The organism is Pseudomonas sp. NPDC088885, from assembly GCF_044750025.1.
Taxonomy (GTDB): Bacteria; Pseudomonadota; Gammaproteobacteria; order Pseudomonadales; family Pseudomonadaceae; genus Aquipseudomonas; species Aquipseudomonas rustica.
Map to the genome: position 1 here is coordinate 1 of NZ_JBIVJB010000026.1, position 22,341 is coordinate 22,341.

Sequence of the window (22,341 nt, forward strand, 5' to 3'; positions counted from 1 at the left end):
ACCCGGGCCGACCGCGTCGGCAAAGGCCGCACGCAAGTCTTCGGGAAGGGCCCGGGGTTTCAAACTGTTAGTGCGCACACAGGCCACCAAAAACTGCCCTTCACAGAGCAGCACATTATCCGTAGCCCGCCTGACCTGCTGTTTAAAGCGCAGGCTGGCACGGTTCAATTCGATTACTTCAGCGCTTACCAGCAGTTCGTCATCCAGTCGCGCCGGCGCGTGGTAACGCGCTTCGCTGGAATGCACGACAAACAACAGATCCTCCCCTGCCAACTGCGATTGGGCAAAGCCCAGTTCACGCAGCCGCTCGGTTCGAGCCCGTTCCATAAACTTGAGGTAATTAACGTAATACACGATGCCGCCCGCATCGGTGTCCTCGTAATAAACGCGACAACGATGTGCGAACGGCCCAAGCCCGTTTTGCGCGCGCATACTCTAGTGCTTACTCCTCAGGTTGCCAATCCGGCCAGGCAACTGTTTTTCATGGTTTCAAAGCTTTAACGCAAAAGTACCGTCGTCTGACAGTACAAACCCTGAATAAATCGACAACAAATGTGTATTAATCGTCCACGGCATCGAGAAACTCGTCTGCCACGGGCATTTCGCCCATTCGTGACGGGATGTTTAAACCGAAATGCAGGTACGCATGCCGAGTCACCACCCTGCCCCGTGGCGTGCGCATGATGTAGCCCTGTTGAATCAGGTACGGCTCCAGCACGTCTTCAATGGTGTGGCGCTCTTCGCTGATCGCCGCCGCCAGACTGTCGATACCGACCGGCCCGCCGTCGAATTTCTCGATCATGGTCAACAGTAGACGTCGATCCTGATGATCGAAGCCATGTTCATCAACGTCCAACAGGTTCAACGCCAAATCGGCGACCGACTTGGTGATGTGCCCTTTGGCGCGGACTTCAGCAAAATCACGCACGCGCCGCAACAAACGGTTGGCGATACGCGGCGTACCACGGGCACGGCGAGCGATTTCAAAGGCGCCTTCCGGATCCAGTGGCAAACCGAGAATAGCCGCCGAACGACTGACAATCGTCGAGAGATCGGCGGTGCTGTAGAACTCAAGACGCTGGACGATACCGAAGCGGTCACGCAGCGGATTGGTCAGCATGCCGGCACGCGTCGTGGCGCCCACCAAAGTAAACGGTGGCAGATCAAGTTTGATCGAACGCGCCGCCGGCCCTTCGCCGATCATGATGTCGAGCTGGAAATCTTCCATCGCCGGGTACAGCACTTCTTCAACGATCGGCGACAGGCGATGGATTTCATCGATGAACAACACGTCGTGCGGTTCAAGGTTGGTCAGCAATGCCGCGAGATCACCCGGACGTTCAAGCACCGGGCCCGAGGTACTCTTGATCGACACGCCCATTTCCTGGGCAATGATGTTGGCCAGCGTGGTTTTACCCAAGCCCGGCGGGCCGAAGATCAGCGTGTGGTCGAGGGATTCACTGCGGCCCCGCGCGGCCTGGATGAACAATTCCATCTGCTCGCGCACGGTCGGCTGGCCAATATAGTCGGCCAGACTGACCGGGCGAATGGCCCGATCCTGGACTTCTTCGCGCTCACGCGGGCTGTGCGCGGCGGCGATCAGACGATCAGCTTCAATCACTTAAATCATTCCCTTCAGGGCGCGGCGGATCATGTCTTCACTGCTCAAATTCTTGTCCTTGATCGCGGAAATCGCCTTGCTCGCTTCCTGCGGTTTGTAACCGAGGGAAATCAACGCACTGACGGCATCGTTCTCGGCGGTATTGACCGGCGCCGGGCCATCCGGCTGATTCGGCACCAGCGCAAACATCGCCGGCGAAGTTTCCCACGCCTTGAAGCGATCTTTCAGCTCGACCAGCAAACGCTCGGCCGTTTTCTTACCAACGCCCGGCACCTTGGTCAGCGCCGAGGTGTCCTGGGATTGCACGCAGCGGATCAACTCGTCGACTTCCAGACTCGACATCAACGCCAGGGCCAGCTTTGGCCCGACACCATTGAGACGGATCAACTCGCGAAAAAAGTCTCGCTCACGTTTACCGGAAAAACCATAGAGCAGTTGCGCGTCTTCGCGTACGACCAAATGGGTGTGCAGGGTCAGTGGTTCACCGACCGACGGCAGACGATAAAGCGTGGTCATCGGTACTTCCAGCTCATACCCGAGGCCGTTTACATCCAGAATCAGGTGCGGCGGCTGTTTCTCAGCCAGGGTGCCGCGCAAGCGTCCAATCACGTTTCAGATCCTTGAGCGTTGGCCAACCGTGGGCTGGCGACTGTCGAAACGCGGATTTCGGGCCGACGACACAGGCGCAAGCATCCGCTTTCGGGAAATTTGATGCTGATGCTATCAGAGACGCAGGCGCCCGCCACGACTGCGTGCAGTGCCCAAGCCGTGCGGCAGCAGACTGGAGCGGGTGTGCGCGTGGCAAATGGCAATGGCCAGCGCGTCGGATGCATCGATTTGCGGTTTGGCGGTCAGTTTGAGCATGTGCATGACCATCATCTGCACTTGTTCTTTATTGGCCGCGCCGGTGCCCACCACGGCCTGCTTGACCTGAGTCGCCGTGTACTCGGCGATCTCCAGGCTCTCTTCGGCGCCAGCGACAATCGCCGCGCCACGGGCCTGACCGAGTTTCAGTGCAGAGTCGGCGTTCTTCGCCATGAAGACTTTTTCGATGCCCATGGTGACCGGGCCGTAGGTCTGAATGATTTCACGCACACCGCGATAAACGATTTGCAGCCGTTCGTGCAGCTCGCCCGCACCGGTGCGGATGCAGCCGGAAGCCACATAGATACAGCCGCCACGCCCGGTATCACGAACAATCCCATAACCGGTGATGCGCGAACCGGGGTCGATACCAAGAATTAAAGTCATAACGCCTGCAGATTCGGTAAAAGCACGATTTTCAAATCAACCCATAACGAATGTGGGAGCGAGCCTGCTCGCGAAAGCGGTTTCATCATTGGCAACAATGTTGCCTGAAAATCCGCCTTCGCGAGCAGGCTCGCTCCCACATTGAAGACTAGTCGCTCTTATCCGAGCTGAGCAGCCACGTCTTCCGGAATGTCCGCGTTGGAGTAGACGTTCTGCACGTCGTCCAGGTCCTCAAGCATGTCGATCAGCTTGAGCACCTTCTCCGCGCCTTCCAGATCCAGCTCGGCGCTGGTGGTCGGCTGCATGACGATTTCTGCGTCATCACCCTTGAACCCGGCCGCTTCCAGCGCGTTACGCACCGCGTAGAAACTGGTAAACGAGGTGAACACGTCGATCGAACCGTCTTCGTGTGCAACCACGTCATCAGCATCGGCTTCCAGCGCCGCTTCGGTCAGTGCGTCTTCATCGACGCCCGGCGCAAAGCTGATCTGGCCTTTGCGCTCGAACAGATACGCCACCGAACCGTCGGTGCCAAGGTTGCCGCCGCACTTGCTGAACGCATGGCGCACGGCTGCGGCGGTACGGTTGCGGTTGTCGGTCATGCACTCGACCAACACCGCTACGCCGCCCGGGCCGTAGCCTTCGTAGGTCAGCTCTTCAACGTTGTCCGCTTCGGTTGCACCGGCGCCACGTGCAACGGCACGGTCGATGATGTCGCGGCTCATGTTTGCGCTCAGCGCTTTATCCAGCGCCAGACGCAGACGCGGGTTGGAGCCCGGATCACCGCCGCCCTGACGGGCCGCAACGGTCAGTTCGCGGATCCACTTGGTGAAGATCTTGCCCCTTTTGGCATCCTGACGTTCTTTGCGGTGCTTGATGTTCGCCCACTTGGAATGACCAGCCATAACTCGCTCCGAATTCTCTTTGAAACGTTGCCCGCCCTGCTCATGCAGCGGCCAGCACACAAAAAATCTCGACCTGCTTTCTATAGATAGAAAAAAGGCGCATCCGAAGATGCGCCTTCAGGCCCGTGTTACTCAGCCTTTGGCGTTTCGCGCAAACGAATGTGCAGCTCGCGCAGTGCCTTGGCATCCACGACACCCGGCGCTTGCGTCATCACGTCAGCAGCACTCTGGGTTTTCGGGAAGGCGATCACTTCACGGATCGACTGGGCGCCGGTCATCAGCATCACCAGACGGTCAAGACCGAAGGCCAGACCACCGTGCGGCGGCGCACCGTATTTCAGGGCGTCGAGCAGGAAGCCGAATTTCTCTTCCTGTTCCGCTTCGTTGATACCCAACAGGCGGAATACCGCTTGCTGCATTTCCTTGCGGTGGATACGGATCGAACCGCCACCCAGTTCAGTACCGTTCAGCACCATGTCGTACGCGCGGGACAGCGCGCCGGCCGGGTTGGCTTCCAGTTCTTCCGGGGAGCACTTCGGCGCGGTGAACGGGTGGTGCAGCGCGGAGAAGCTGCCGTCGTCGTTTTCTTCGAACATCGGGAAGTCGACAACCCACATCGGTGCCCACTTGCAGGTCAGCAGGTTGAGGTCGTGACCGAGCTTGATACGCAGTGCGCCCAAGGCTTCGCTGACGATCTTGGCCTTGTCGGCACCGAAGAACACGATGTCGCCGTCAACGGCGCCAACGCGATCGAGGATGGCGTTGAGGTTTTCCAGCGGGATGTTTTTCACGATCGGCGATTGCAGACCTTCAACACCGGCAGCGCGCTCGTTGACCTTGATGTACGCCAGGCCCTTGGCACCGTAGATGCCGACGAACTTGGTGTAATCGTCGATCTGCTTGCGTGGCATGCTTGCGCCGCCTGGTACGCGCAGCGCAGCGATACGGCATTTCGGATCGTTGGCCGGGCCGCTGAATACTTTGAAATCAACTTCTTTCAGTTGATCGGCAACGTCGACCAGTTCCAGCGGAATACGCAGGTCTGGCTTGTCGGAACCGTAGCGGCGCATGGCTTCTTCGAAGGTCATGTGCGGGAATTCGCCGAATTCCAGATCCAGCACTTCCTTGAACAGGTTGCGGATCATTTGCTCGGTCAGGCCCATGATCTCTTTTTCATCGAGGAAGCTGGTTTCGATGTCGATCTGGGTGAATTCTGGCTGGCGATCAGCGCGCAGGTCTTCGTCGCGGAAGCACTTTGCGATCTGGTAGTAACGGTCGAAACCGGCAACCATCAGCAGTTGTTTGAACAGCTGCGGCGATTGCGGCAGGGCGAAGAACGAACCGGCGTGAGTACGGCTCGGCACCAGATAGTCACGCGCACCTTCAGGGGTGGCACGGGTCAGGATCGGCGTTTCAACGTCGAGGAAGCCGTTTTCGTCGAGGAAGCGACGGATGCTGGTGGTCATGCGCGAACGCAGACGCAGCTTCTCGGCCATTTCCGGACGACGCAGGTCGAGGAAGCGATAGCGCAGACGGGTTTCTTCGCCGACGTCGGAGAACTCGTTCAGCGGGAACGGCGGCGTTTCCGACTCGTTCAGCACTTCCAGCTCATAACCCAGCACTTCGATCATGCCCGACGCCATGTTGGCGTTGGTGGCACCGGCCGGACGCAGACGCACCTTACCGGTGATCTTTACGACGTATTCGCTGCGCACGCGGTCGGCGGCGGCGAAACTCTCGGCGCGATCCGGATCGAATACCACTTGGGCCAGACCATCACGATCACGGATATCGAGGAAAATCACCCCGCCGTGGTCGCGACGACGGTGAACCCATCCGCAAAGGGTAATTTCCTGACCTTCCAGGCTTTCGTTCAGTTGGCCGCAATAATGGCTGCGCATCATGGTAGTGGTTTCGCTTCTCGTAATTCGAAATTCGGTGGAGATCCCGCCGCACTCAAACTGTGTGCGCCATCGGGACACTCACGCGTGTCGTTCGACCTGGGCCTGAACCCTAGTCAGATTTGTCGCCACCGGCCAGGTTCTTCTTGGCGCCGGTCTTGAAATCGGTTTCGTACCAGCCGCTGCCGCTGAGGCGAAAGCCTGGCATGGACATTTGTTTCTTGAGCTCTGGCGCCTGGCAGGCAGGGCAGTCGACCAGCGGTGCAGCGCTGATCTTTTGAATGGCTTCCAACTGATGACCACAGGAAGCACATTGGTAATCGTACATCGGCATGGAGGTGTCTCGGCGATCAGATTGCTACCGCGCGCAGGGCTTTGCGGCGAAAGAGCGGGATTATATCCATTAAATGCGGCCTGTGCAGCCGTAAGACTGCACGGGCCGCGACCTCGCTTGCAACCGTCACCGTTCAGACCGCGATGGCCGGCGCCACCTCCCGACCACTGTTCATCACACAGACCACCCGCACCAGCGCACTGAAATTTTTCACTCCGCCGTGACGCAACTGCACCTCGCGGTCGACATGGGACAACAGCGAACTGATCGAACAGCAATTATTGGCCGCCATATTGGCGAGGATGTTCCAGTACACCTGCTCCAGTCGCAGGCAGGTGGCGTAACCATTCAAACGCACGGATCGCGACAGCGGCCGGATCAATGCCATGTCGAACTCATTGACGAACGGATCGACGATCAGTTCATGGGGCGGCACGACAACCCTGTCGTTGCGCCTGTCTGCATCTTCCATATCGTTGACACTCCTTTGCCATCTCTGCGGATTTTCAAAGCCACTTCCTGTGACCTCCATAAAAACGCAGACGCAAAGTTATAGCCAGACGACTTGTTGACCCGCCACGTAGGATAAGCCAACGCAACAAGTAAGAGTCTGGACAGCGCGCCTGCAACCCAGCGATTACAGGCGCGCTTCGATCAGCCTTCGAGCAACGCGCGGAGCATCCACGCGGTTTTTTCGTGCACCTGCATGCGCTGAGTCAGCAGGTCGGCGGTCGGCTCATCGCTGACTTTATCGAGCAACGGGAAGATGCCGCGTGCGGTACGGGTCACGGCTTCCTGGCCAGCGACGAGTTGCTTGATCATGTCTTCGGCGCTCGGCACGCCCTCTTCTTCCTTAATAGAAGAAAGACGCGCGTACGTCGCGTAGGCGCCCGGAGCCGGAAAGCCCAACGCGCGAATGCGCTCGGCGATCGAATCCACGGCCAGCGCCAGTTCGTTGTATTGCTCTTCGAACATCAGGTGCAGCGTACGGAACATCGGGCCGGTGACGTTCCAGTGGAAGTTGTGGGTCTTGAGATACAGCACGTAGGTGTCGGACAGCAGTCGCGACAGTCCTTCAACGATGGATTTGCGGTCTTCTTCACTGATACCGATATCGATTGCCATGTTTACCCCCTAACGGCGATTGAATTCATCCAACAGGTGCAGACCCACTCTAGCAAGGCTGACCACACCTCGCAGCCTTGATTGGCCACAGACGCTGCGACAAATCGACCGACGCGGTGCCGCTGGCCGGGCTGATTTGAGTAGCCGCAGGCTTTGCTGTTAAATAGGCAGTGTGTCGCCATGCCCCATTTTTCGGGGTGTTGCGCATAGGCTGATGCCGTGTACGTGTCCAACGCCTCTTATTTTTGTTCCGAAGCGAACCGTGCGCCTTCAGCTCTTCCTTGTGAGCCGTCATAAACGTGAGCCAATTAAAATGTTGAAAATCGTCCACCTGCTAATGGGCGCAGCGGCTTTGCTGCTGTCGTTCATACCTAGCTTGAAATCCGAAGCCGTTCCCTACCTGCAACAACCCGATGCACTTTACCTGGCCTTTTTCGGCCTGCTGAACCTGATCATTGCCCCGGTGATTCCTTACTGGAACAAAGGCCCGCGTCAGCATCTGCAAAACCTCGTCAGCGCGCTTCTGGTACTGACTGTTGTCCTGCAAACCCTGACCCTGATCGCGCCGATGCCTGTCATCGCCGGCCAGCCAGCCGTGCTGTTCACCCTGGTGATCGCTCTGGTTGCCGTGGTTCTGCACCTGGCCGTCAGCTTCTATCGTTCTTCACCCGCTGCCGCGCCAACCAGCTATGACATGACCAATCGTGATACCGGTACCGTCAAGTGGTTTAACACTTCCAAAGGCTTCGGCTTTATCTCCCGGGATTCCGGCGATGATATTTTCGTGCACTTCCGTGCAATCCGTGGCGAAGGCCACCGCGTTCTGGTCGAAGGCCAGCGCGTCGAGTTCTCGGTGATGAACCGGGACAAAGGCCTGCAAGCCGAGGACGTGATCGCTGCTCTGCCGCGTCGCTGATCCAAGGCAATAAAAAACCGCGAGCAGCCTGGCTGTTCGCGGTTTTTTTATGTCTTCAGAAAAGCCTTAATAGTGCGGCGGTGGCGCCTCTTCTTCAAAAGACTCGAACTGCCCGACCATTTCTTCCTGACGCTTGAGCAGCGCCGCCATCTGCAGTTGCAGACGATCGACTACGCGCTGCTGCGCGACCAGCACGTCGTTCAACGCCTGAATGGTGTCGTCCTGAAACGCCAGACGGCTTTCCAGATCGGTAACGCGTTGTTCCAGGCTCATGCTTCAGCCCTCCAGAAACGTGAAGTCTTCGGTCAACACCAGACGCAAGCGCTCGCGAATCGCGGCAACCTGCTCGGCACTGTATGGCTTGGCCGGGTGCTTGCCCCAGACCGGCGCTGGCCAAGCGGCGTCATCGCGTTTGCGCACAATCACATGCATGTGCAACTGGCTGACAACATTACCCAGTGTTGCCACGTTCATTTTGTCCGCATCCAGCAAGTCCTTGAGCAACTCGGCCAGTGCGGTAGTTTCCAGCCACAACTGCTGCTGATCGGCGACATCCAATTGAAACAACTCGCTGATATCGTCGCGACGAGGCACCAGGATGAACCATGGATAGTTGCTGTCGTTGGACAGCAACAGGCGGCAGAGCGGGAAGTCACCGATGGTCAGCGTGTCCTGTTGAAGTCGTGAATCTAAAGCAAACACTGTGCGCACTCCCGGCTGATCGACATATTCAGCTTAGCGGCCATCCCGATGGGCAGCGCACCAAGCGACAGACCGGAAGCATACCGCGAATGCGCCAGTCTTCACGACAGCTGTGCCCTGCGGCGCTTTCGCCGAACGCCCCGACATGTGACATTTATTGGCGCCCTGCACCAGCACGGAACCGAGAGGGATAACGAATACGCGTAAATGACTGAAAACCATTGAGGCGTTCGAGATTACCCACATGCCGGACTGTGTGATTACAGGACAGGGTGTAATTTTTTTTGCACCAAAACCGCACAGTGCGTCTACGCTCAGGCGTCGAAGCATCCGCCGAATACTCACTGGCGGGGTGAACCGGTAACGTTTTTGGCTGTCGCACGCGGCCGATGCCTTGGCAACACGATAGCCGGAATGGCGTCAAGCCCTTGTAGAAAGGGGCTTGGCGCCCCGTATTTATAAGGTTTTTACGGGTAACAGGCGGTGTTCAGAAAAATAACCGCACCGACATTGCGGTTTGTGCACGCTTGTTGCATTCGTACACATATGGACTATAAGCGCACCACACGATGTGGATGCCTTAAGCCCAACAAAAACAGTGGCAGGGTTGCCCGATGGAGATTCAAGTGTTTTGCCAGGGACTCTTTTTTAGCGATGCAAAAGGCTAGAAAAACAGCGAGAAAGTTGTAGACCCGATTGCATCGGTACTGTGAATTTGCGACCTCTACAAAGCCATCTGCGACAGCGTCGTAAAGAAGGTGAAACGTTAGATTCGCAAGTATCGCCAACATTGTCGGCGTGATATAAGTTTGCGCCGACACAAAAAGAAAGAGCCGCCCAGATAATAAAACAGGTGGGACGGCAGTACTCTTCTAAAAACCAAAGGAGCAAATCACGATGCGCGTGATGAAGTGGAGCATGATCGCACTGGCTGTTGCAGCAGGCACCTCGCAGTTCGCAGTGGCGTCTTCTCAGGATGATTCCAAAGGTTTCTTCGGCGACCAGAGTCTGAAACTGAAGACTCGTATGGAATACATGAACCGTGACTTTAAAAACGGTGCAGGCAACGGCTCTTCCGGTACTGCTGGCTATCGCCAGGACACCGGTGTCAGCCAACTGCTGACTTACGAGTCGGGCTTCACTCAAGGCACCATCGGCTTCGGTCTCGACGCCATGGCAATGGGTTCGGTCAAACTGGACGGCGGCTCGGGCCACCGCGGTAACGGCCTGTTCGCCAGCGACAGCGACGGCAACCCGGAAAAATCCCAGGGCAAAATCGGCGGCGCAGTTAAATTCCGTCTCTCCGACACCACCCTGAAATACGGCCAGCAATTTGTTGCCAGCCCAGTGTTCGCTACCGATGACAGCCGTCTGCTGCCAGAAGTCGCGACCGGTACCCTGATCACTTCCAAAGAGATCAAAGGTCTGGAACTGAGCGCAGGTCGCTTCACTTCCCTGAGCAAGCAAACCGGTATGGGCCGTGACAGCATCGGCGGTCTGCCTGATGAAAACGGTAACGGCGGCAAAGGCCTGACCAACATCAATATCTTTGGTGCCAGCTACGCCTTCACCGACAACTTCACCGGTGCACTGGCTGCTTCCGACGCCGATGACTACTTCAAGAAGTACTACATCAACCTGAACTACACCTTGCCGATCGACGACACGCAGTCGTTGAACTTCGACCTGAACGGTTACAAAACCAAGGGCGACAGCCGTGGTGACCTGGTCGACGCCATCGGTGACGGCACTCTGGGTGTGGACAACAACCTGTGGTCCCTGGCCGCTGCTTACAGCCTGGGCGCGCACAAGTTCACTGTTGCCTACCAGCAGTCGAGCGGCGACAACGCTTACTACTATGGCGTTGACGGTAACAGCACAATCTTCGTAGCCAACTCCATCCAGATCTCCGACTTCGTGGGTCGCGAAGAGAAATCCTGGCAGGCTCGCTACGACATCAACATGAAAGACTACGGCGTTCCTGGCCTGAGCTTCATGACCCGTTACGTGATGGGTGACAACATCGAGACCAACGGTCTGGGTGAAGGTAAAGAGAACGAGTGGAACGCCGAGTCCAAGTACGTTCTGCAAGAAGGTCCAGCCAAAGACCTGTCGTTCCGTCTGCGTTATGCCATGTACCGTTCGAACGGTGCTTACAGCGGCTACTCGTCTGACAACAACGACGTGCGTCTGATCGTTGAGTACCCACTGAACATCCTCTAATAGGGATGCACAGCTGAAGTACTGTAGGGCTCTGCTCTAAACAAGAACCGCTCACCTGATTCAGGTGGGCGGTTTTTTTATGCCTGGCTTAACTGCATTCGAATGACAAAGATTAGTCAGCTATCTATTAGCTGGCGAACTTTAATGACGGCCATAAAAAACCCAAGAGTGCGAACAGCTCTTGGGTCTTTATTGATTAACTGACTGCAAAGCCAGGTATCAAGGTTGTTACTGCGCTGCTGTTTCCTGAACTACGCGAATGGTTCGCTGCGGAAAAGGAATATCAATACCAGCGGTTTTTAAACGATCACGCGACTGCTCGTTAAACATGAACATCACGTCCCAGTAGTCTGCAGTTTTAACCCACACACGCAGGGAAACGGTGATCGCGCTGTCACCCAGCGTCGAAATTACCGCCTGCGGCGCCGGGTCTTGCAGAATGCGCTCGTCGTTGGCCAGATCCAGCAGCACCTGACGGGCCTTTTGCAGATCGGCTTCGTAATCAACGCCCACATCGAACACCACCTTACGGGTCGGCTGACGATTGGTGTTGGTGATGATGCCGTTCGACAGGTTGCCGTTAGGCATGATGATGGTCTTGTTGTCGCCGGTTCGCAGCACGGTGTGGAAGATCTGGATGCTGTCGACAGTACCCGCCACGCCCTGCGCTTCGATCCAGTCACCGATACGGAACGGACGGAACAGCAGAATCAGCACGCCACCGGCGAAGTTCGCCAGGCTGCCCTGCAACGCCAGACCGATGGCCAGACCGGCAGCACCGATTGCAGCTACGAACGAGGTGGTTTCCACGCCGATCATCGACGCGACGCTGACGATCAGCAGCACCTTGAGAATGATGTTGGCCAGGCTGCTGATAAAACCTTGCAGCGCCAGGTCAGCATTGCGCAGAGCCAGCAGACCGCCGAGTTTTTGCGTGACCTTGTTGATCAGCCACCAGCCGATGGCCAGGGTAATCACTGCCAGCAGCACGCGGCTGCCGTATTCCATGATCATCGGGATCCACGCCTGGGATGCCTTGACCAGTTGGTCTACCTCAGCATTCAAATCCATCTTCTATCTCCTGATTTCCGGCTTTCCGGGGTGTATTCAAAACAAATGTGGGAGCGAGCCTGCTCGCGAAAGCGCTGGGTCATTCAGCCAATGCGTTGACTGACACAGCGCTTTCGCGAGCAGGCTCGCTCCCACAGGTCATCTGACCGGGCTTAGTCGCGGAAGTTGTTGAACTGCAACGGCATGCCGAATTCCTTGGCACGCAGTGCAGCGATGGCTTCTTGCAGGTCATCACGCTTCTTGCCGGTCACGCGCACTTGCTCGCCCTGAATGGCGGCCTGCACTTTCAGCTTGGCATCCTTGATGTGGCCGACGATTTTCTTCGCCAGTTCTTTGTCGATGCCTTCCTTGAGGACGGCGTCCTGCTTCATCAGCTTGCCCGATGCATAAGCGTCCTTGACCTCAAGGCACTGCACATCGATCTTGCGCTTGACCAGCGCCAGCTTGAGGATTTCGATCATCGCTTCGAGCTGGAACCCGGCTTCAGCGGTCAGGCTCACGGTCAGGTCTTTTTCCTTGAACTCGAAGCTGCCTTTGCCTTTCAGGTCATAACGACGATCGAGTTCCTTCACGGCGTTCTCGACCGCGTTGGTGAGTTCGTGTTTGTCCAGTTCGGATACCACGTCGAACGACGGCATGTAATCTCTCCAATAAAAAGGCGCGCTCGATGAGGATGGAGCGCGCTTGGCTTGCGGTTAAAATCGGGCTCATTATAACGGGTCTTTTCCTACGAACACGGCGAGCCGCACATGCCTGTACGCAATCGAGCAAAAAACTGATGTCGACTACTTGGCACGTCCTCGGCGCCGGCAGCCTCGGCACACTGTGGGCCACGCGTCTGGCCCGGGCTGGTTTGCCGGTGAAATTGATCGTGCGCGATGCCAAACGCCTGCGCAGTTATGAAGTGGCCGGAGGGCTAACGCTCGTCGAACACGGCCAGGCCAGCACGTATGCGGTGCCGGGCGAAACCGCCGACAGCCCTGAGCCGATTCGCCGACTGCTGGTCGCCTGCAAAGCCTACGACGCCGAAAGTGCCATCGCCCGCCTCGCTCCGCGCCTGACAGCGGATGCCGAACTGATCCTGTTGCAGAACGGCCTCGGCAGTCAGGACGCCGTCGCCACGCGCGTTCCGCAAGCGCGCTGCATCAGCGCGTCCAGCACCGAAGGCGCGTTTCGCGACGGCGACTGGCGCGTGGTGTTCGCCGGTCACGGCTTCACCTGGCTGGGCGATGTCACTCAACCGGTTGCGCCAATCTGGCTGGACGATCTGCAAGCCGCGAACATTCCCCACGAGTGGAGTACCGATATCCTCACGCGACTGTGGCGCAAACTGGCGCTCAACTGCGCGATCAATCCGCTGACCGTGCTGCACCACTGCCGCAACGGTGGTTTGCAGGATCACCACTGCGAAGTCGCCACGCTATGCGCCGAACTCGCCGAGTTGTTGCAGCACTGCGGCCAACCCGCTGCCGCTGAGAATCTGCAGCAAGAAGTCGAACGGGTGATTCAGGCGACGGCGGCCAATTACTCGTCGATGTATCAGGACGTCGCCAACCAGCGCCGCACCGAAATCAGCTATCTATTGGGCCACGCCTGCAAAGTCGCCACGCGTCATCAATTGAATCTGCCGCACCTCAACCAATTGCAGCAGCGCCTCGTCGCGCATCTGCACAGCCTTGGATTGCCCAGCGACTGAGCAGCGGCTACGCTGGCCACTTGTTCCTCTGCTGCGATAAACCTGATGCCATTGCGCCAGCGCCTCGAAAACCTGCCGGTCGGCCAGAAACTGCTGGCCGCCCTGCTGGTGCTGTTGACCACCGTGTTGCTGGTCGCCAACCTGACCTTTATCAGCGCCGCCTACTACATTTCCCAGGAAAGCATGGCGCCGCAAGCCTTGCAGACCATCGGCCGACTGATCGCCAACCCGAGTCTGGTCAGCGAGTCCTTGCAATCACCGGAGAGCGCCGAGCGCCTGCTCAAGGAGCTCGACAGCTATTCGCCATTACGCGCCGCTGCCATCTATGACGGCAAAGGCGAACGCCTCGCTCAGGTGCAGCGCGGCGACAAACTCAAACTGCCGGAACGCTACCGGCACATCGAAGCCTGGCAACTCACCGAATTTCGCAGCAACCAGTTGATCACCCTGCCCCGCCCCGGCACCGCGCCCGGCCATCTGTTGCTGGTGGCGAGCAGCGAACTGCCGATGGCGTTCTACACCGGCACCCTGACCGCGAGTCTTGGGATTCTGATTTTCAGCGTGCTGTTGTGGCTGGTGATTGCCCGCCAGATCAAACGCCTGATCACCCGCCCGATCCATCAACTGGAAGAACTCTCGCGCCAGGTCACCCGTGAAGAGAACTACGCCCTGCGTGCCTCACGCGGCAACCACGACGAAATCGGCAGCCTCGCCGAAGCGTTCAACACCATGCTGTCGCGCATCGAAGCCCGCGAGCAGCAGCTCAAACGCGCCCGTGACGACTCGCAAGCCGCCTACGATCAGGCTCAAGGTCTGGCCGAGGAAACCCGCCACACCAACCGCAAACTGGAACTGGAAGTTCAGGTACGCAGCAAAATCGAGAAGAAGCTCACCGGTTTCCAGAACTACCTCAACAGCATCATCGACTCGATGCCCTCGGCACTGATCGCCCTCGACGAACAGCTCTACGTCACCCAATGGAATCAGGAGGCCAGTGCCCTTTCCGGCACACGTCTGGACGAAGCGCTGAACCAGCCGATCTTCCTCGCCTTCGAACCATTGAAACCGTTTCTGCCGCAGCTCAAGCAAACCGTCGAACAACACACGGTGGCGAAAATCGAACGGGTGACGTGGTTCAAGGACGACGAGCCGAAGCATTACGCACTGACGTTTTATCCGCTGATGGGCGGCGCCGGACGTGGCGTGGTGATCCGCATCGATGACATCACCCAGCGTTTGTCGCTGGAAGAAATGATGGTGCAGTCGGAGAAGATGCTTTCGGTCGGCGGCCTCGCAGCTGGCATGGCCCACGAGATCAATAACCCGCTGGGCGCGATCCTGCACAACGTGCAAAACATCCGTCGACGCCTTTCAGCAGATCTGCCGAAGAACATCGAAACCGCCGAACAACTGGGCATCGAACTCGATACCGTCAACCGTTACCTGCAAGGCCGCGAAGTGCCGAAACTCCTCGACGGCATTCAACAGGCCGGTGCCCGTGCGGCGAAAATCGTCACGCACATGCTCAGCTTCAGCCGTCGCAGCACTCGGGAAATGGCACCGTGCGACCTGCCGGCGCTGATCGATCAAGCGGTGGAAATCGCCGGCAACGACTTCGATCTGGCGATCGGTTTCGACTTCAAGGGTCAGGCCATTGTGCGCCAGTTCGACCCGGCGCTCGGCCCGGTGCCCGGCACTGCCAACGAATTGGAGCAGGTGCTGCTCAATCTGCTGAAAAACGCCGCACAAGCGATTCACCAGCGCGAGGACGACAGCGAACCGGGGCGGATCATTTTGCGCACCAAGCTCAATCCGCCGTGGGCCGAGATTCAGGTCGAGGACAACGGCATCGGCATGAGCGAGAGTGTGCGCAAACGCACCTTCGAGCCGTTCTTCACCACCAAGGAAATCGGCCAGGGCACCGGGCTTGGCTTGTCGGTGTCGTACTTCATCATCACCAACAATCACAAAGGCCAGATGGAAGTGCAGTCGGCGCCCGGTCAGGGCACCTGCTTCACCCTGCGCCTGCCGCTGGCGCCACCACCGGCCATCGCGGCTGAAATTAATCAACTTCCGAGGTAACCCATGGGCTTTCGCTTGTCGAAGATTTACACGCGCACCGGCGACAAAGGCGAAACCGGCCTGGGCGACGGCCGCCGCGTACCGAAGGATCATCCGCGCATCGAAGCGATTGGTGAGGTCGATACGCTGAACAGTCAGGTTGGCGTGTTGCTGGCCGGGCTACTTGCCGAGCGCGAGGCCACTCCGGGGCTGAATGAATTGATCGAGGTATTGGCGCCTTGTCAGCATCGACTGTTTGATTTGGGCGGCGAGTTGGCGATGCCGGAATATCAGGCGCTGAACGCGGCGGAAATCGAGCGTCTGGAAGCGGCGATCGACGTCTGGAATGAGGAGTTGGGGCCGCTGGAGAATTTCATTCTGCCGGGTGGTTCGATGTTGATTGCGCAGGCGCATGTGTGCCGCAGCCTGGCGCGGAGTGCCGAGCGGCGCTGTCAGCATCTGAATGCGATCGAGCCTTTGGCCGGGGTTGGCCTGGCGTATATCAATCGGTTGTCGGATTTGTTGTTTGTGGCGGCGCGGTTGATTGCGCGGCGGCAGGGGATTGCGGAGATTTTGTGGCAACCGGCGGCTAAACCTTAGCTTTGCAGTGATTGGAAGGACGCCTTCGCGAGCAGGCTCACTCCTACAGTTGACCGTATTCCAACTGAAGGAACACGGCCCATGTAGGAGTGAGCCTGCTCGCGATGAGGCCAGCAGCCGTTACAGAGAATCAGGCCAGAACGCGCGAATCCCCGCCACACCCTGCGCCCCAACACCCCAAGCCTTCTCGCGCTCCGCCGGGCCAACCCCACCCAACAGAAACACCGGCTTACTAAAGCCTTCGATCAACGCCGAAGCCTGCTCCCAACCCAACAGCTGCGCATCCGGGTGCGTCAACGTCGGCTGCACCGGCGACAGCGTCACAAAATCCACGCCCATCTGCTCCGCCAACGCCAATTCCTCAGCGTTGTGGCACGACGCCGCCAACCAGCGCTCAGCCGGCAACGGCCGCCCCGCCGCTGCGTATTTACGCAATTGCGCTGAAGTGATGTGCCAACCCGCCGACGGGAAATCACCGAGCCATTCAAATGGCCCTTTGATCATCAGTTGCGCCTTGCCCGCACAGAGACCGGCCGCGTCCACAGCCAGATCGCGGTACTTCGGATCGTAGCCATTCGGTGCGCGCAGCTGAATCAGTTTGATCCCGCCAGCAATCGCCTTCTGAATCCCGCGCAGCAAAGCCGGGGTTTCCAGATCTTCCGGGGTGATCAGGTATTCGCCCGGCAAACGCGCGGCGGCGACGATGGGCTGGTTGGCGGCCGGGAACTCGTAGTTCGGCAAGTCTTTCGCAGTCACCCAGGCCAATGGCTGGCCTTCGGCACCATGCGGTTCGCCGGTGAATGCCGAGACTTCCCAGACATCCAGCAACACCTGCTTGTCCGGGTAATCGTGACGCACTTTGATCAGCGGTCGGGCGGCGCCAACGACGATGCCCAGCTCTTCTTTCAGCTCACGGGCCAGTGCGCTTTCGACAGTCTCGTCCGCCTCGACCTTGCCGCCGGGAAACTCCCACAGCCCACCCTGATGCTGGGAGTCGGCGCGGCGGGCGATGAGGATTTTGCCGCTGTCGTCACGGATGACGGCGGCGGCGACGTGTACACGTTTCACGGATTCAACTCCTCCAGTCCAGCCTGTTGCCACGCTTTGAAGGCGGGCCATTGGTAGACGGTTTCAACATAGGCTTCGTCGGCGGCCGGCAGTTTTACCTGATAGGTGCGCAGGCGCACGGCAATCGGCGCGAAAAAAGCATCGGCCAGACTGACGCGACCGAACAGGTACGGCCCGCTCTCGGTAGCGGCGTCACGGCATTCGGCCCACAGCGCGAGCATGCGTTCGATATCGACCTTCACTTCTGGCGGCACCGGGTTGAGCGGCGCGTCATGACTGAGGTTGAACGGCATGTGATTGCGCATGGCGAAGAAGCCGCTGTGCATTTGTGCGCAAGCGGATCGGGCCTGAGCGCGGGCGAAAATGTCGCTCGGCCAGAGTTGCTCGGACGGGAACTGTTCGGCCAGGTATTCGGCGATGGCCAGCGAATCGGCAACCGTGCCGCGCGAGGTTTGCAGCAGCGGCACCTTGGCGGTCGGCGAATGCTTGAGCAGCCGCTCGCGGGTGTCGGGCTTGCCGAGTTTGATCAGTTCTTCGGTGTAAGGAGCGCCGGTCAGTTCAAGCGCCAAGGCAGCGCGCAGAGACCAGGAGGAAAGCAGTTTGTCGCCGATGATCAGGTGCAAGGACATGGGTTTGGCGCCTTTTCGTCAGGAGAATCAGGCCAGAATTTTTGGTACCTGATGGGGCGCCATCGCGAGCAGGCTCACTCCTACAGGGGATCTGTGGCGTTTACAAAACCACTGTAGGAGTGAGCCTGCTCGCGATGGCATCGACTCGGTCTCAGGTTAGATCAAGTGCGGTATTCAGCGTTGATCTTCACATACTCATGCGACAGGTCGGTGGTCCAGATGGTTTCGCTGCATTCGCCGCGACCCAGTTCGATGCGGATGGTGATTTCTTCCTGTTGCATCACTGCCGAGCCTTGCGCCTCAGTGTAGGTCGCCGCGCGCGCGCCACGGCTGGCGATGCACACGTCACCGAGGAACACGTCGATCTTGCTCACGTCCAGATCCGGCACGCCGGCACGACCGACGGCCGCCAGAATACGGCCCCAGTTCGGGTCGGAGGCGAACAGTGCGGTCTTGATCAGCGGCGAGTGCGCCACGGTGTAGCCAACGTCCAGGCACTCCTGATGATTGCCACCGCCATTCACTTCAACAGTGACAAACTTGGTCGCGCCTTCGCCGTCACGCACGATGGCTTGGGCCACGTCCATGCACACTTCGAACACCGCTTGCTTCAATTTGGCGAACAGTTCGCCTTCAGCGCGGGTGATTTCCGGCAGTGCAGCCTTGCCGGTAGCGATCAGCATGCAGCAGTCGTTGGTCGAGGTGTCGCCGTCGATGGTGATGCGGTTGAACGATTTGTTGGCGCCGTCGAGCATCAGGTTGTGCAGCACGTCGCGGGAGACTTTGGCGTCAGTGGCGATGTAACCGAGCATGGTCGCCATGTTCGGGCGGATCATGCCCGCGCCTTTGCTGATGCCGGTGACGGTGATGGTCACGCCGTCATGCTGGAACTGGCGGCTGGCACCTTTTGGCAAGGTGTCAGTGGTCATGATGCCGGTGGCAGCGGCTTCCCAGTTGTTTTCCGAGAGATCGTCCAGTGCAGCTTGCAGCGCGCCTTCGATCTTCTCGACCGGCAGTGGCTCGCCGATCACACCGGTGGAGTACGGCAGAATCTGGCTGGCATCGACGCCGGTCAGCTCGGCCAGTCTGGCGGTGGTGCGCTCGGCAGCGGCCAGGCCCGGCTCGCCGGTGCCCGCGTTGGCGTTGCCGGTGTTGGTCAGCAGATAACGCACGGCGTTCTGTACGCGTTGCTTCGCCAGAATCACCGGCGCGGCACAAAAGGCGTTCAACGTGAACACGCCGGCCACGGTCGAACCTTCGGCGCAGCGCATCACAACGACATCTTTGCGCCCAGGGCGCTTGATGCCGGCCGAGGCGATACCGAGTTCAAAACCGGCAACCGGGTGCAACGTTGGCAAAGGACCAAGACCAACAGCCATGAATGCGCTCCTTACTCAATGATGTCAGCACCGCCACGCGCAGCGACGGTGGTTTAAATGGCAAAACGCCGCGACGGCATAAGCCGGTCGCGGCGCGGGTATTTCAGCAGTGATAACGGGTTTTACTGGATCTGCCCGTGGCAATGCTTGAATTTCTTGCCCGAACCGCAGTAGCACAGTTCGTTGCGGCCCAGCTTCTGTTCGTTGCGAACCGGGGCGGCGGCGAGGGCCACATCGACCTCTTCACCGAGCAGTTCCGGTTGCTCCAGACCTGGCGCTTCAGCGTGTTCGAACTGCATGCGGGCAGCCAGTGCTTCGGCTTCCTGACGCAGACGTTGCTCTTCGGCTTCCGGATCTTCGCGGCGAACCTGAACGTGCGAGAGCACACGGATCGAGTCGCGCTTGATCGAATCGAGCAGCTCGGAGAACAGCGTGAACGACTCGCGCTTGTACTCTTGCTTCGGGTTCTTCTGGGCGTAGCCACGCAGGTGGATACCGTGACGCAGGTGATCCATGGTCGACAGGTGGTCTTTCCACAGGTCATCCAGCACGCGCAGAACGATTTGCTTCTCGAAGGAGCGCAGTGCATCGGCACCGGCCTGATCTTCTTTCTCGTTGTACGCCGCCATCAGCTCGGTCATGAGCTTCTCGCGCAAGGTTTCTTCGTAGAGGTGATCGTCTTCGTCGAGCCACTGCTGAATCGGCAGTGTCACGCCGAAATCGCTGGCAATCGACGCTTCCAGACCGGCAACGTCCCACTGTTCCGGCAGCGATTGCGGCGGAATGTGTGCGCTGACGGTGGCGTTGAGCACGTCCTGACGGAAGTCAGCGATGGTCTCACCGATGTTGTCAGCAGCCAGCAACGTGTTACGCATGTGATAAATCACTTTACGCTGTTCGTTGTTGACGTCGTCGAACTCGAGCAGTTGCTTACGAATGTCGAAGTTACGGCCTTCAACCTTGCGCTGCGCCTTCTCGATCGCGTTGGTCACCATGCGGTGCTCGATCGCTTCGCCCGGCTGCATGCCCAAGGCTTTCATGAAGTTCTTCACCCGGTCAGAGGCGAAAATGCGCATCAGGCTATCTTCCAGCGACAGGTAGAAGCGGCTGGAACCGGCGTCACCCTGACGACCGGCACGACCACGCAACTGGTTGTCGATACGGCGCGATTCGTGACGCTCGGAAGCGATCACCTGCAGACCACCGGATTCCAGCACTTGCTGGTGACGCTTCTGCCAGTCGGCCTTGATCTGGGCGATTTGCTCAGGGGTCGGGTCTTCCAGCGAAGCGACTTCAACTTCCCAGTTGCCGCCCAACAGAATGTCGGTACCACGACCGGCCATGTTGGTGGCGATGGTCAGCGCGCCCGGACGACCGGCCTGCGCAATGATTTCAGCTTCTTTTTCGTGGAACTTGGCGTTGAGAACCTTGTGTTCGATGCCTTCCTTCTCGAGCAGTGCAGACATGTGCTCGGAGGTTTCGATGGTTGCAGTACCCACCAGCACCGGACGACCGGCAGCCATGCTTTCCTTGATGTCGGCGACGATTGCCGTGTACTTCTCTTCGGCAGTCAGGAACACCAGGTCGTTGTAGTCCTTACGCGCCAGCGGCTTGTTCGGCGGAATGACCATGACCGACAGACCGTAGATCTGATGGAATTCGAACGCTTCGGTGTCAGCGGTACCGGTCATGCCGGACAGCTTGGTGTACAGACGGAAGTAGTTCTGGAACGTGGTCGAGGCCAGGGTCTGGCTCTCGGCCTGAATGTTCAGACCTTCTTTGGCTTCGATGGCCTGGTGCAGACCTTCGGACAGACGGCGACCCGGCATGGTACGACCGGTGTGTTCGTCGACCAGTACGACCTGGCCGTCCTGCACGATGTATTCGATGTTGCGGTTGAACAGTTTGTGCGCACGCAGACCGGCATAGACGTGGGTCAGCAGGCCCAGGTTATGCGCCGAGTACAGGCTCTCGCCTTCAGCCAGCAGGCCGACGCCGGTGAGCATGTCTTCGATGTACTGGTGACCGGCTTCGTTGAGTTCGACCTGACGGGTCTTCTCGTCAACGGTGTAGTGACCAGCCTTGGTGACTTCACCTTCAACTTCTTCGACGTGCAGCTCCAGCTGCGGGATCAGTTTATTGATCTCCATGTACAGCTTGGAGCTGTCCTCGGCCTGACCGGAAATGATCAGCGGGGTACGCGCTTCGTCGATGAGGATGGAGTCGACTTCGTCGATCACGGCAAAATTGAGTTCGCGCTGGAATTTTTCTTCCATGCTGAACGCCATGTTGTCGCGCAGGTAGTCGAAACCGAATTCGTTGTTGGTGCCGTAGGTGATGTCGGCGGCGTAGGCGATACGCTTCTCTTCCGGCGGCTGGAACGGCGTCACGACGCCGACGGTCAGGCCGAGGAATTCATACAGCGGACGCATCCAGTTGGCGTCACGGCGGGCCAGGTAGTCGTTCACCGTCACAACGTGCACGCCCTTGCCGGACAGTGCGTTGAGGTAAACGCCCAGTGTTGCCACCAGGGTCTTGCCTTCACCGGTACGCATTTCTGCGATCTGACCTTCATGCAAGGTCATGCCGCCGATCAGCTGGACATCGAAGTGACGCATACCCATGACACGCTTACCGGCTTCGCGGGCGACCGCAAAGGCTTCTGGCAGCAGTTTGTCGAGGGTTTCCCCTTTGGCGATGCGGGCCTTGAACTCGTCGGTCTTGGCGCGCAATTGATCGTCCGAAAGGGCCACCATTTGCTCTTCGAAGGCATTGACGAGCTGCACCGTCTTGAGCATGCGTTTGACTTCACGCTCGTTCTTGCTTCCAAAAAGTTTCTTTAACAAAGGCGCAAACATA

The 22,341-nt window shown here is 58.5% G+C and carries 22 protein-coding genes; 5 read left to right on the forward strand and 17 right to left on the reverse strand.

What is annotated here, in order from left to right:
• From ybgC to ACIP1X_RS13450, 9 genes are all read right to left on the reverse strand, one after another.
• Positions 1 to 432, reverse strand: a 432-nt coding sequence (ybgC, locus tag ACIP1X_RS13410; RefSeq protein ID WP_400752719.1) for a tol-pal system-associated acyl-CoA thioesterase, incomplete at its 3' end; no start/stop codon positions are given.
• A gap of 127 nt (positions 433 to 559) precedes the next feature.
• Positions 560 to 1,621 carry a Holliday junction branch migration DNA helicase RuvB gene (gene ruvB, locus ACIP1X_RS13415; RefSeq protein ID WP_053123079.1) on the reverse strand — a complete coding sequence of 354 codons (1,062 nt, stop codon included), beginning with the start codon at positions 1,619 to 1,621 and terminating at the stop codon, positions 560 to 562.
• Positions 1,622 to 2,230, reverse strand: a complete 609-nt coding sequence (ruvA, locus tag ACIP1X_RS13420; protein WP_053123081.1) for a Holliday junction branch migration protein RuvA — start codon at positions 2,228 to 2,230, stop codon at positions 1,622 to 1,624.
• 114 nt (positions 2,231 to 2,344) lie between these two features.
• On the reverse strand, positions 2,345 to 2,872 hold the full coding sequence (gene ruvC / locus ACIP1X_RS13425) for a crossover junction endodeoxyribonuclease RuvC (protein ID WP_008080220.1): 528 nt from the start codon (positions 2,870 to 2,872) through the stop codon (positions 2,345 to 2,347).
• Positions 2,873 to 3,030: 158 nt separating this feature from the next.
• Positions 3,031 to 3,777 (reverse strand): YebC/PmpR family DNA-binding transcriptional regulator, encoded by a 747-nt coding sequence (locus ACIP1X_RS13430; protein WP_016983823.1) that lies wholly within the window; start codon positions 3,775 to 3,777, stop codon positions 3,031 to 3,033.
• A gap of 128 nt (positions 3,778 to 3,905) precedes the next feature.
• On the reverse strand, positions 3,906 to 5,681 hold the full coding sequence (aspS, locus tag ACIP1X_RS13435) for an aspartate--tRNA ligase (RefSeq protein ID WP_053123083.1): 1,776 nt from the start codon (positions 5,679 to 5,681) through the stop codon (positions 3,906 to 3,908).
• A 109-nt stretch (positions 5,682 to 5,790) separates the two neighbouring features.
• Entirely contained in the window at positions 5,791 to 6,012 is a 222-nt protein-coding gene (locus ACIP1X_RS13440; RefSeq protein WP_053123084.1) for an FmdB family zinc ribbon protein, read from the reverse strand.
• Positions 6,013 to 6,145: 133 nt separating this feature from the next.
• Positions 6,146 to 6,484, reverse strand: coding sequence for a ribbon-helix-helix domain-containing protein (locus ACIP1X_RS13445; protein WP_053123086.1), 339 nt, complete (start codon positions 6,482 to 6,484; stop codon positions 6,146 to 6,148).
• 182 nt (positions 6,485 to 6,666) lie between these two features.
• Positions 6,667 to 7,137, reverse strand: coding sequence for a Dps family protein (locus ACIP1X_RS13450; protein ID WP_053123088.1), 471 nt, complete (start codon positions 7,135 to 7,137; stop codon positions 6,667 to 6,669).
• A 313-nt stretch (positions 7,138 to 7,450) separates the two neighbouring features.
• Between ACIP1X_RS13450 and ACIP1X_RS13455 the strand changes: the two genes are divergently transcribed.
• The gene (locus ACIP1X_RS13455) at positions 7,451 to 8,053 is read left to right on the forward strand and encodes a cold-shock protein (RefSeq protein ID WP_053123090.1); all 603 of its coding nucleotides are present in this window, start codon (positions 7,451 to 7,453) and stop codon (positions 8,051 to 8,053) included.
• Positions 8,054 to 8,119: 66 nt separating this feature from the next.
• Here the strand turns inward: ACIP1X_RS13455 and ACIP1X_RS13460 are convergent, their stop codons facing one another.
• A complete protein-coding gene (locus tag ACIP1X_RS13460) occupies positions 8,120 to 8,326 on the reverse strand; it encodes a SlyX family protein (RefSeq protein ID WP_053123092.1) in 207 nt (68 codons plus the stop codon).
• A gap of 3 nt (positions 8,327 to 8,329) precedes the next feature.
• The gene (locus ACIP1X_RS13465; RefSeq protein ID WP_053123094.1) at positions 8,330 to 8,755 is read right to left on the reverse strand and encodes an HIT domain-containing protein; all 426 of its coding nucleotides are present in this window, start codon (positions 8,753 to 8,755) and stop codon (positions 8,330 to 8,332) included.
• An 897-nt stretch (positions 8,756 to 9,652) separates the two neighbouring features.
• Here ACIP1X_RS13465 and ACIP1X_RS13470 point away from each other — a divergent pair.
• Positions 9,653 to 10,978: an OprD family porin gene (locus tag ACIP1X_RS13470; RefSeq protein WP_053123096.1), complete on the forward strand. Its 1,326-nt coding sequence runs from the start codon at positions 9,653 to 9,655 to the stop codon at positions 10,976 to 10,978.
• 228 nt (positions 10,979 to 11,206) lie between these two features.
• On the opposite strand, the gene ACIP1X_RS13475 is transcribed toward ACIP1X_RS13470, so the two are convergent.
• Positions 11,207 to 12,049: a mechanosensitive ion channel family protein gene (locus ACIP1X_RS13475; protein ID WP_053123098.1), complete on the reverse strand. Its 843-nt coding sequence runs from the start codon at positions 12,047 to 12,049 to the stop codon at positions 11,207 to 11,209.
• 152 nt (positions 12,050 to 12,201) lie between these two features.
• Positions 12,202 to 12,687 carry a YajQ family cyclic di-GMP-binding protein gene (locus ACIP1X_RS13480; protein ID WP_007912755.1) on the reverse strand — a complete coding sequence of 162 codons (486 nt, stop codon included), beginning with the start codon at positions 12,685 to 12,687 and terminating at the stop codon, positions 12,202 to 12,204.
• A 140-nt stretch (positions 12,688 to 12,827) separates the two neighbouring features.
• Between ACIP1X_RS13480 and ACIP1X_RS13485 the strand changes: the two genes are divergently transcribed.
• From ACIP1X_RS13485 to ACIP1X_RS13495, 3 genes are read left to right on the forward strand one after another with little or no spacing between them, the layout of a single operon-like run.
• Complete coding sequence (locus ACIP1X_RS13485; RefSeq protein WP_400752723.1) at positions 12,828 to 13,745, forward strand: putative 2-dehydropantoate 2-reductase; 918 nt, start codon at positions 12,828 to 12,830, stop codon at positions 13,743 to 13,745.
• A gap of 45 nt (positions 13,746 to 13,790) precedes the next feature.
• A complete protein-coding gene (locus ACIP1X_RS13490) occupies positions 13,791 to 15,827 on the forward strand; it encodes a PAS domain-containing sensor histidine kinase (protein WP_159812536.1) in 2,037 nt (678 codons plus the stop codon).
• 3 nt (positions 15,828 to 15,830) lie between these two features.
• Positions 15,831 to 16,406, forward strand: coding sequence for a cob(I)yrinic acid a,c-diamide adenosyltransferase (locus tag ACIP1X_RS13495; RefSeq protein ID WP_400648785.1), 576 nt, complete (start codon positions 15,831 to 15,833; stop codon positions 16,404 to 16,406).
• Positions 16,407 to 16,526: 120 nt separating this feature from the next.
• On the opposite strand, the gene ACIP1X_RS13500 is transcribed toward ACIP1X_RS13495, so the two are convergent.
• The 4 genes from ACIP1X_RS13500 to secA form a co-directional block, all read right to left on the reverse strand.
• A complete protein-coding gene (locus tag ACIP1X_RS13500) occupies positions 16,527 to 17,474 on the reverse strand; it encodes a Nudix family hydrolase (RefSeq protein ID WP_400752725.1) in 948 nt (315 codons plus the stop codon).
• The gene (locus ACIP1X_RS13505) at positions 17,471 to 18,103 is read right to left on the reverse strand and encodes a glutathione S-transferase family protein (RefSeq protein WP_159812539.1); all 633 of its coding nucleotides are present in this window, start codon (positions 18,101 to 18,103) and stop codon (positions 17,471 to 17,473) included. Before ACIP1X_RS13505 ends, ACIP1X_RS13500 begins: the two co-directional genes overlap by 4 nt.
• A gap of 161 nt (positions 18,104 to 18,264) precedes the next feature.
• Entirely contained in the window at positions 18,265 to 19,482 is a 1,218-nt protein-coding gene (argJ, locus tag ACIP1X_RS13510; RefSeq protein ID WP_053123110.1) for a bifunctional glutamate N-acetyltransferase/amino-acid acetyltransferase ArgJ, read from the reverse strand.
• Positions 19,483 to 19,604: 122 nt separating this feature from the next.
• Positions 19,605 to 22,340 (reverse strand): preprotein translocase subunit SecA, encoded by a 2,736-nt coding sequence (secA, locus tag ACIP1X_RS13515; protein WP_053123112.1) that lies wholly within the window; start codon positions 22,338 to 22,340, stop codon positions 19,605 to 19,607.
• Position 22,341: the final 1 nt, after the last annotated feature.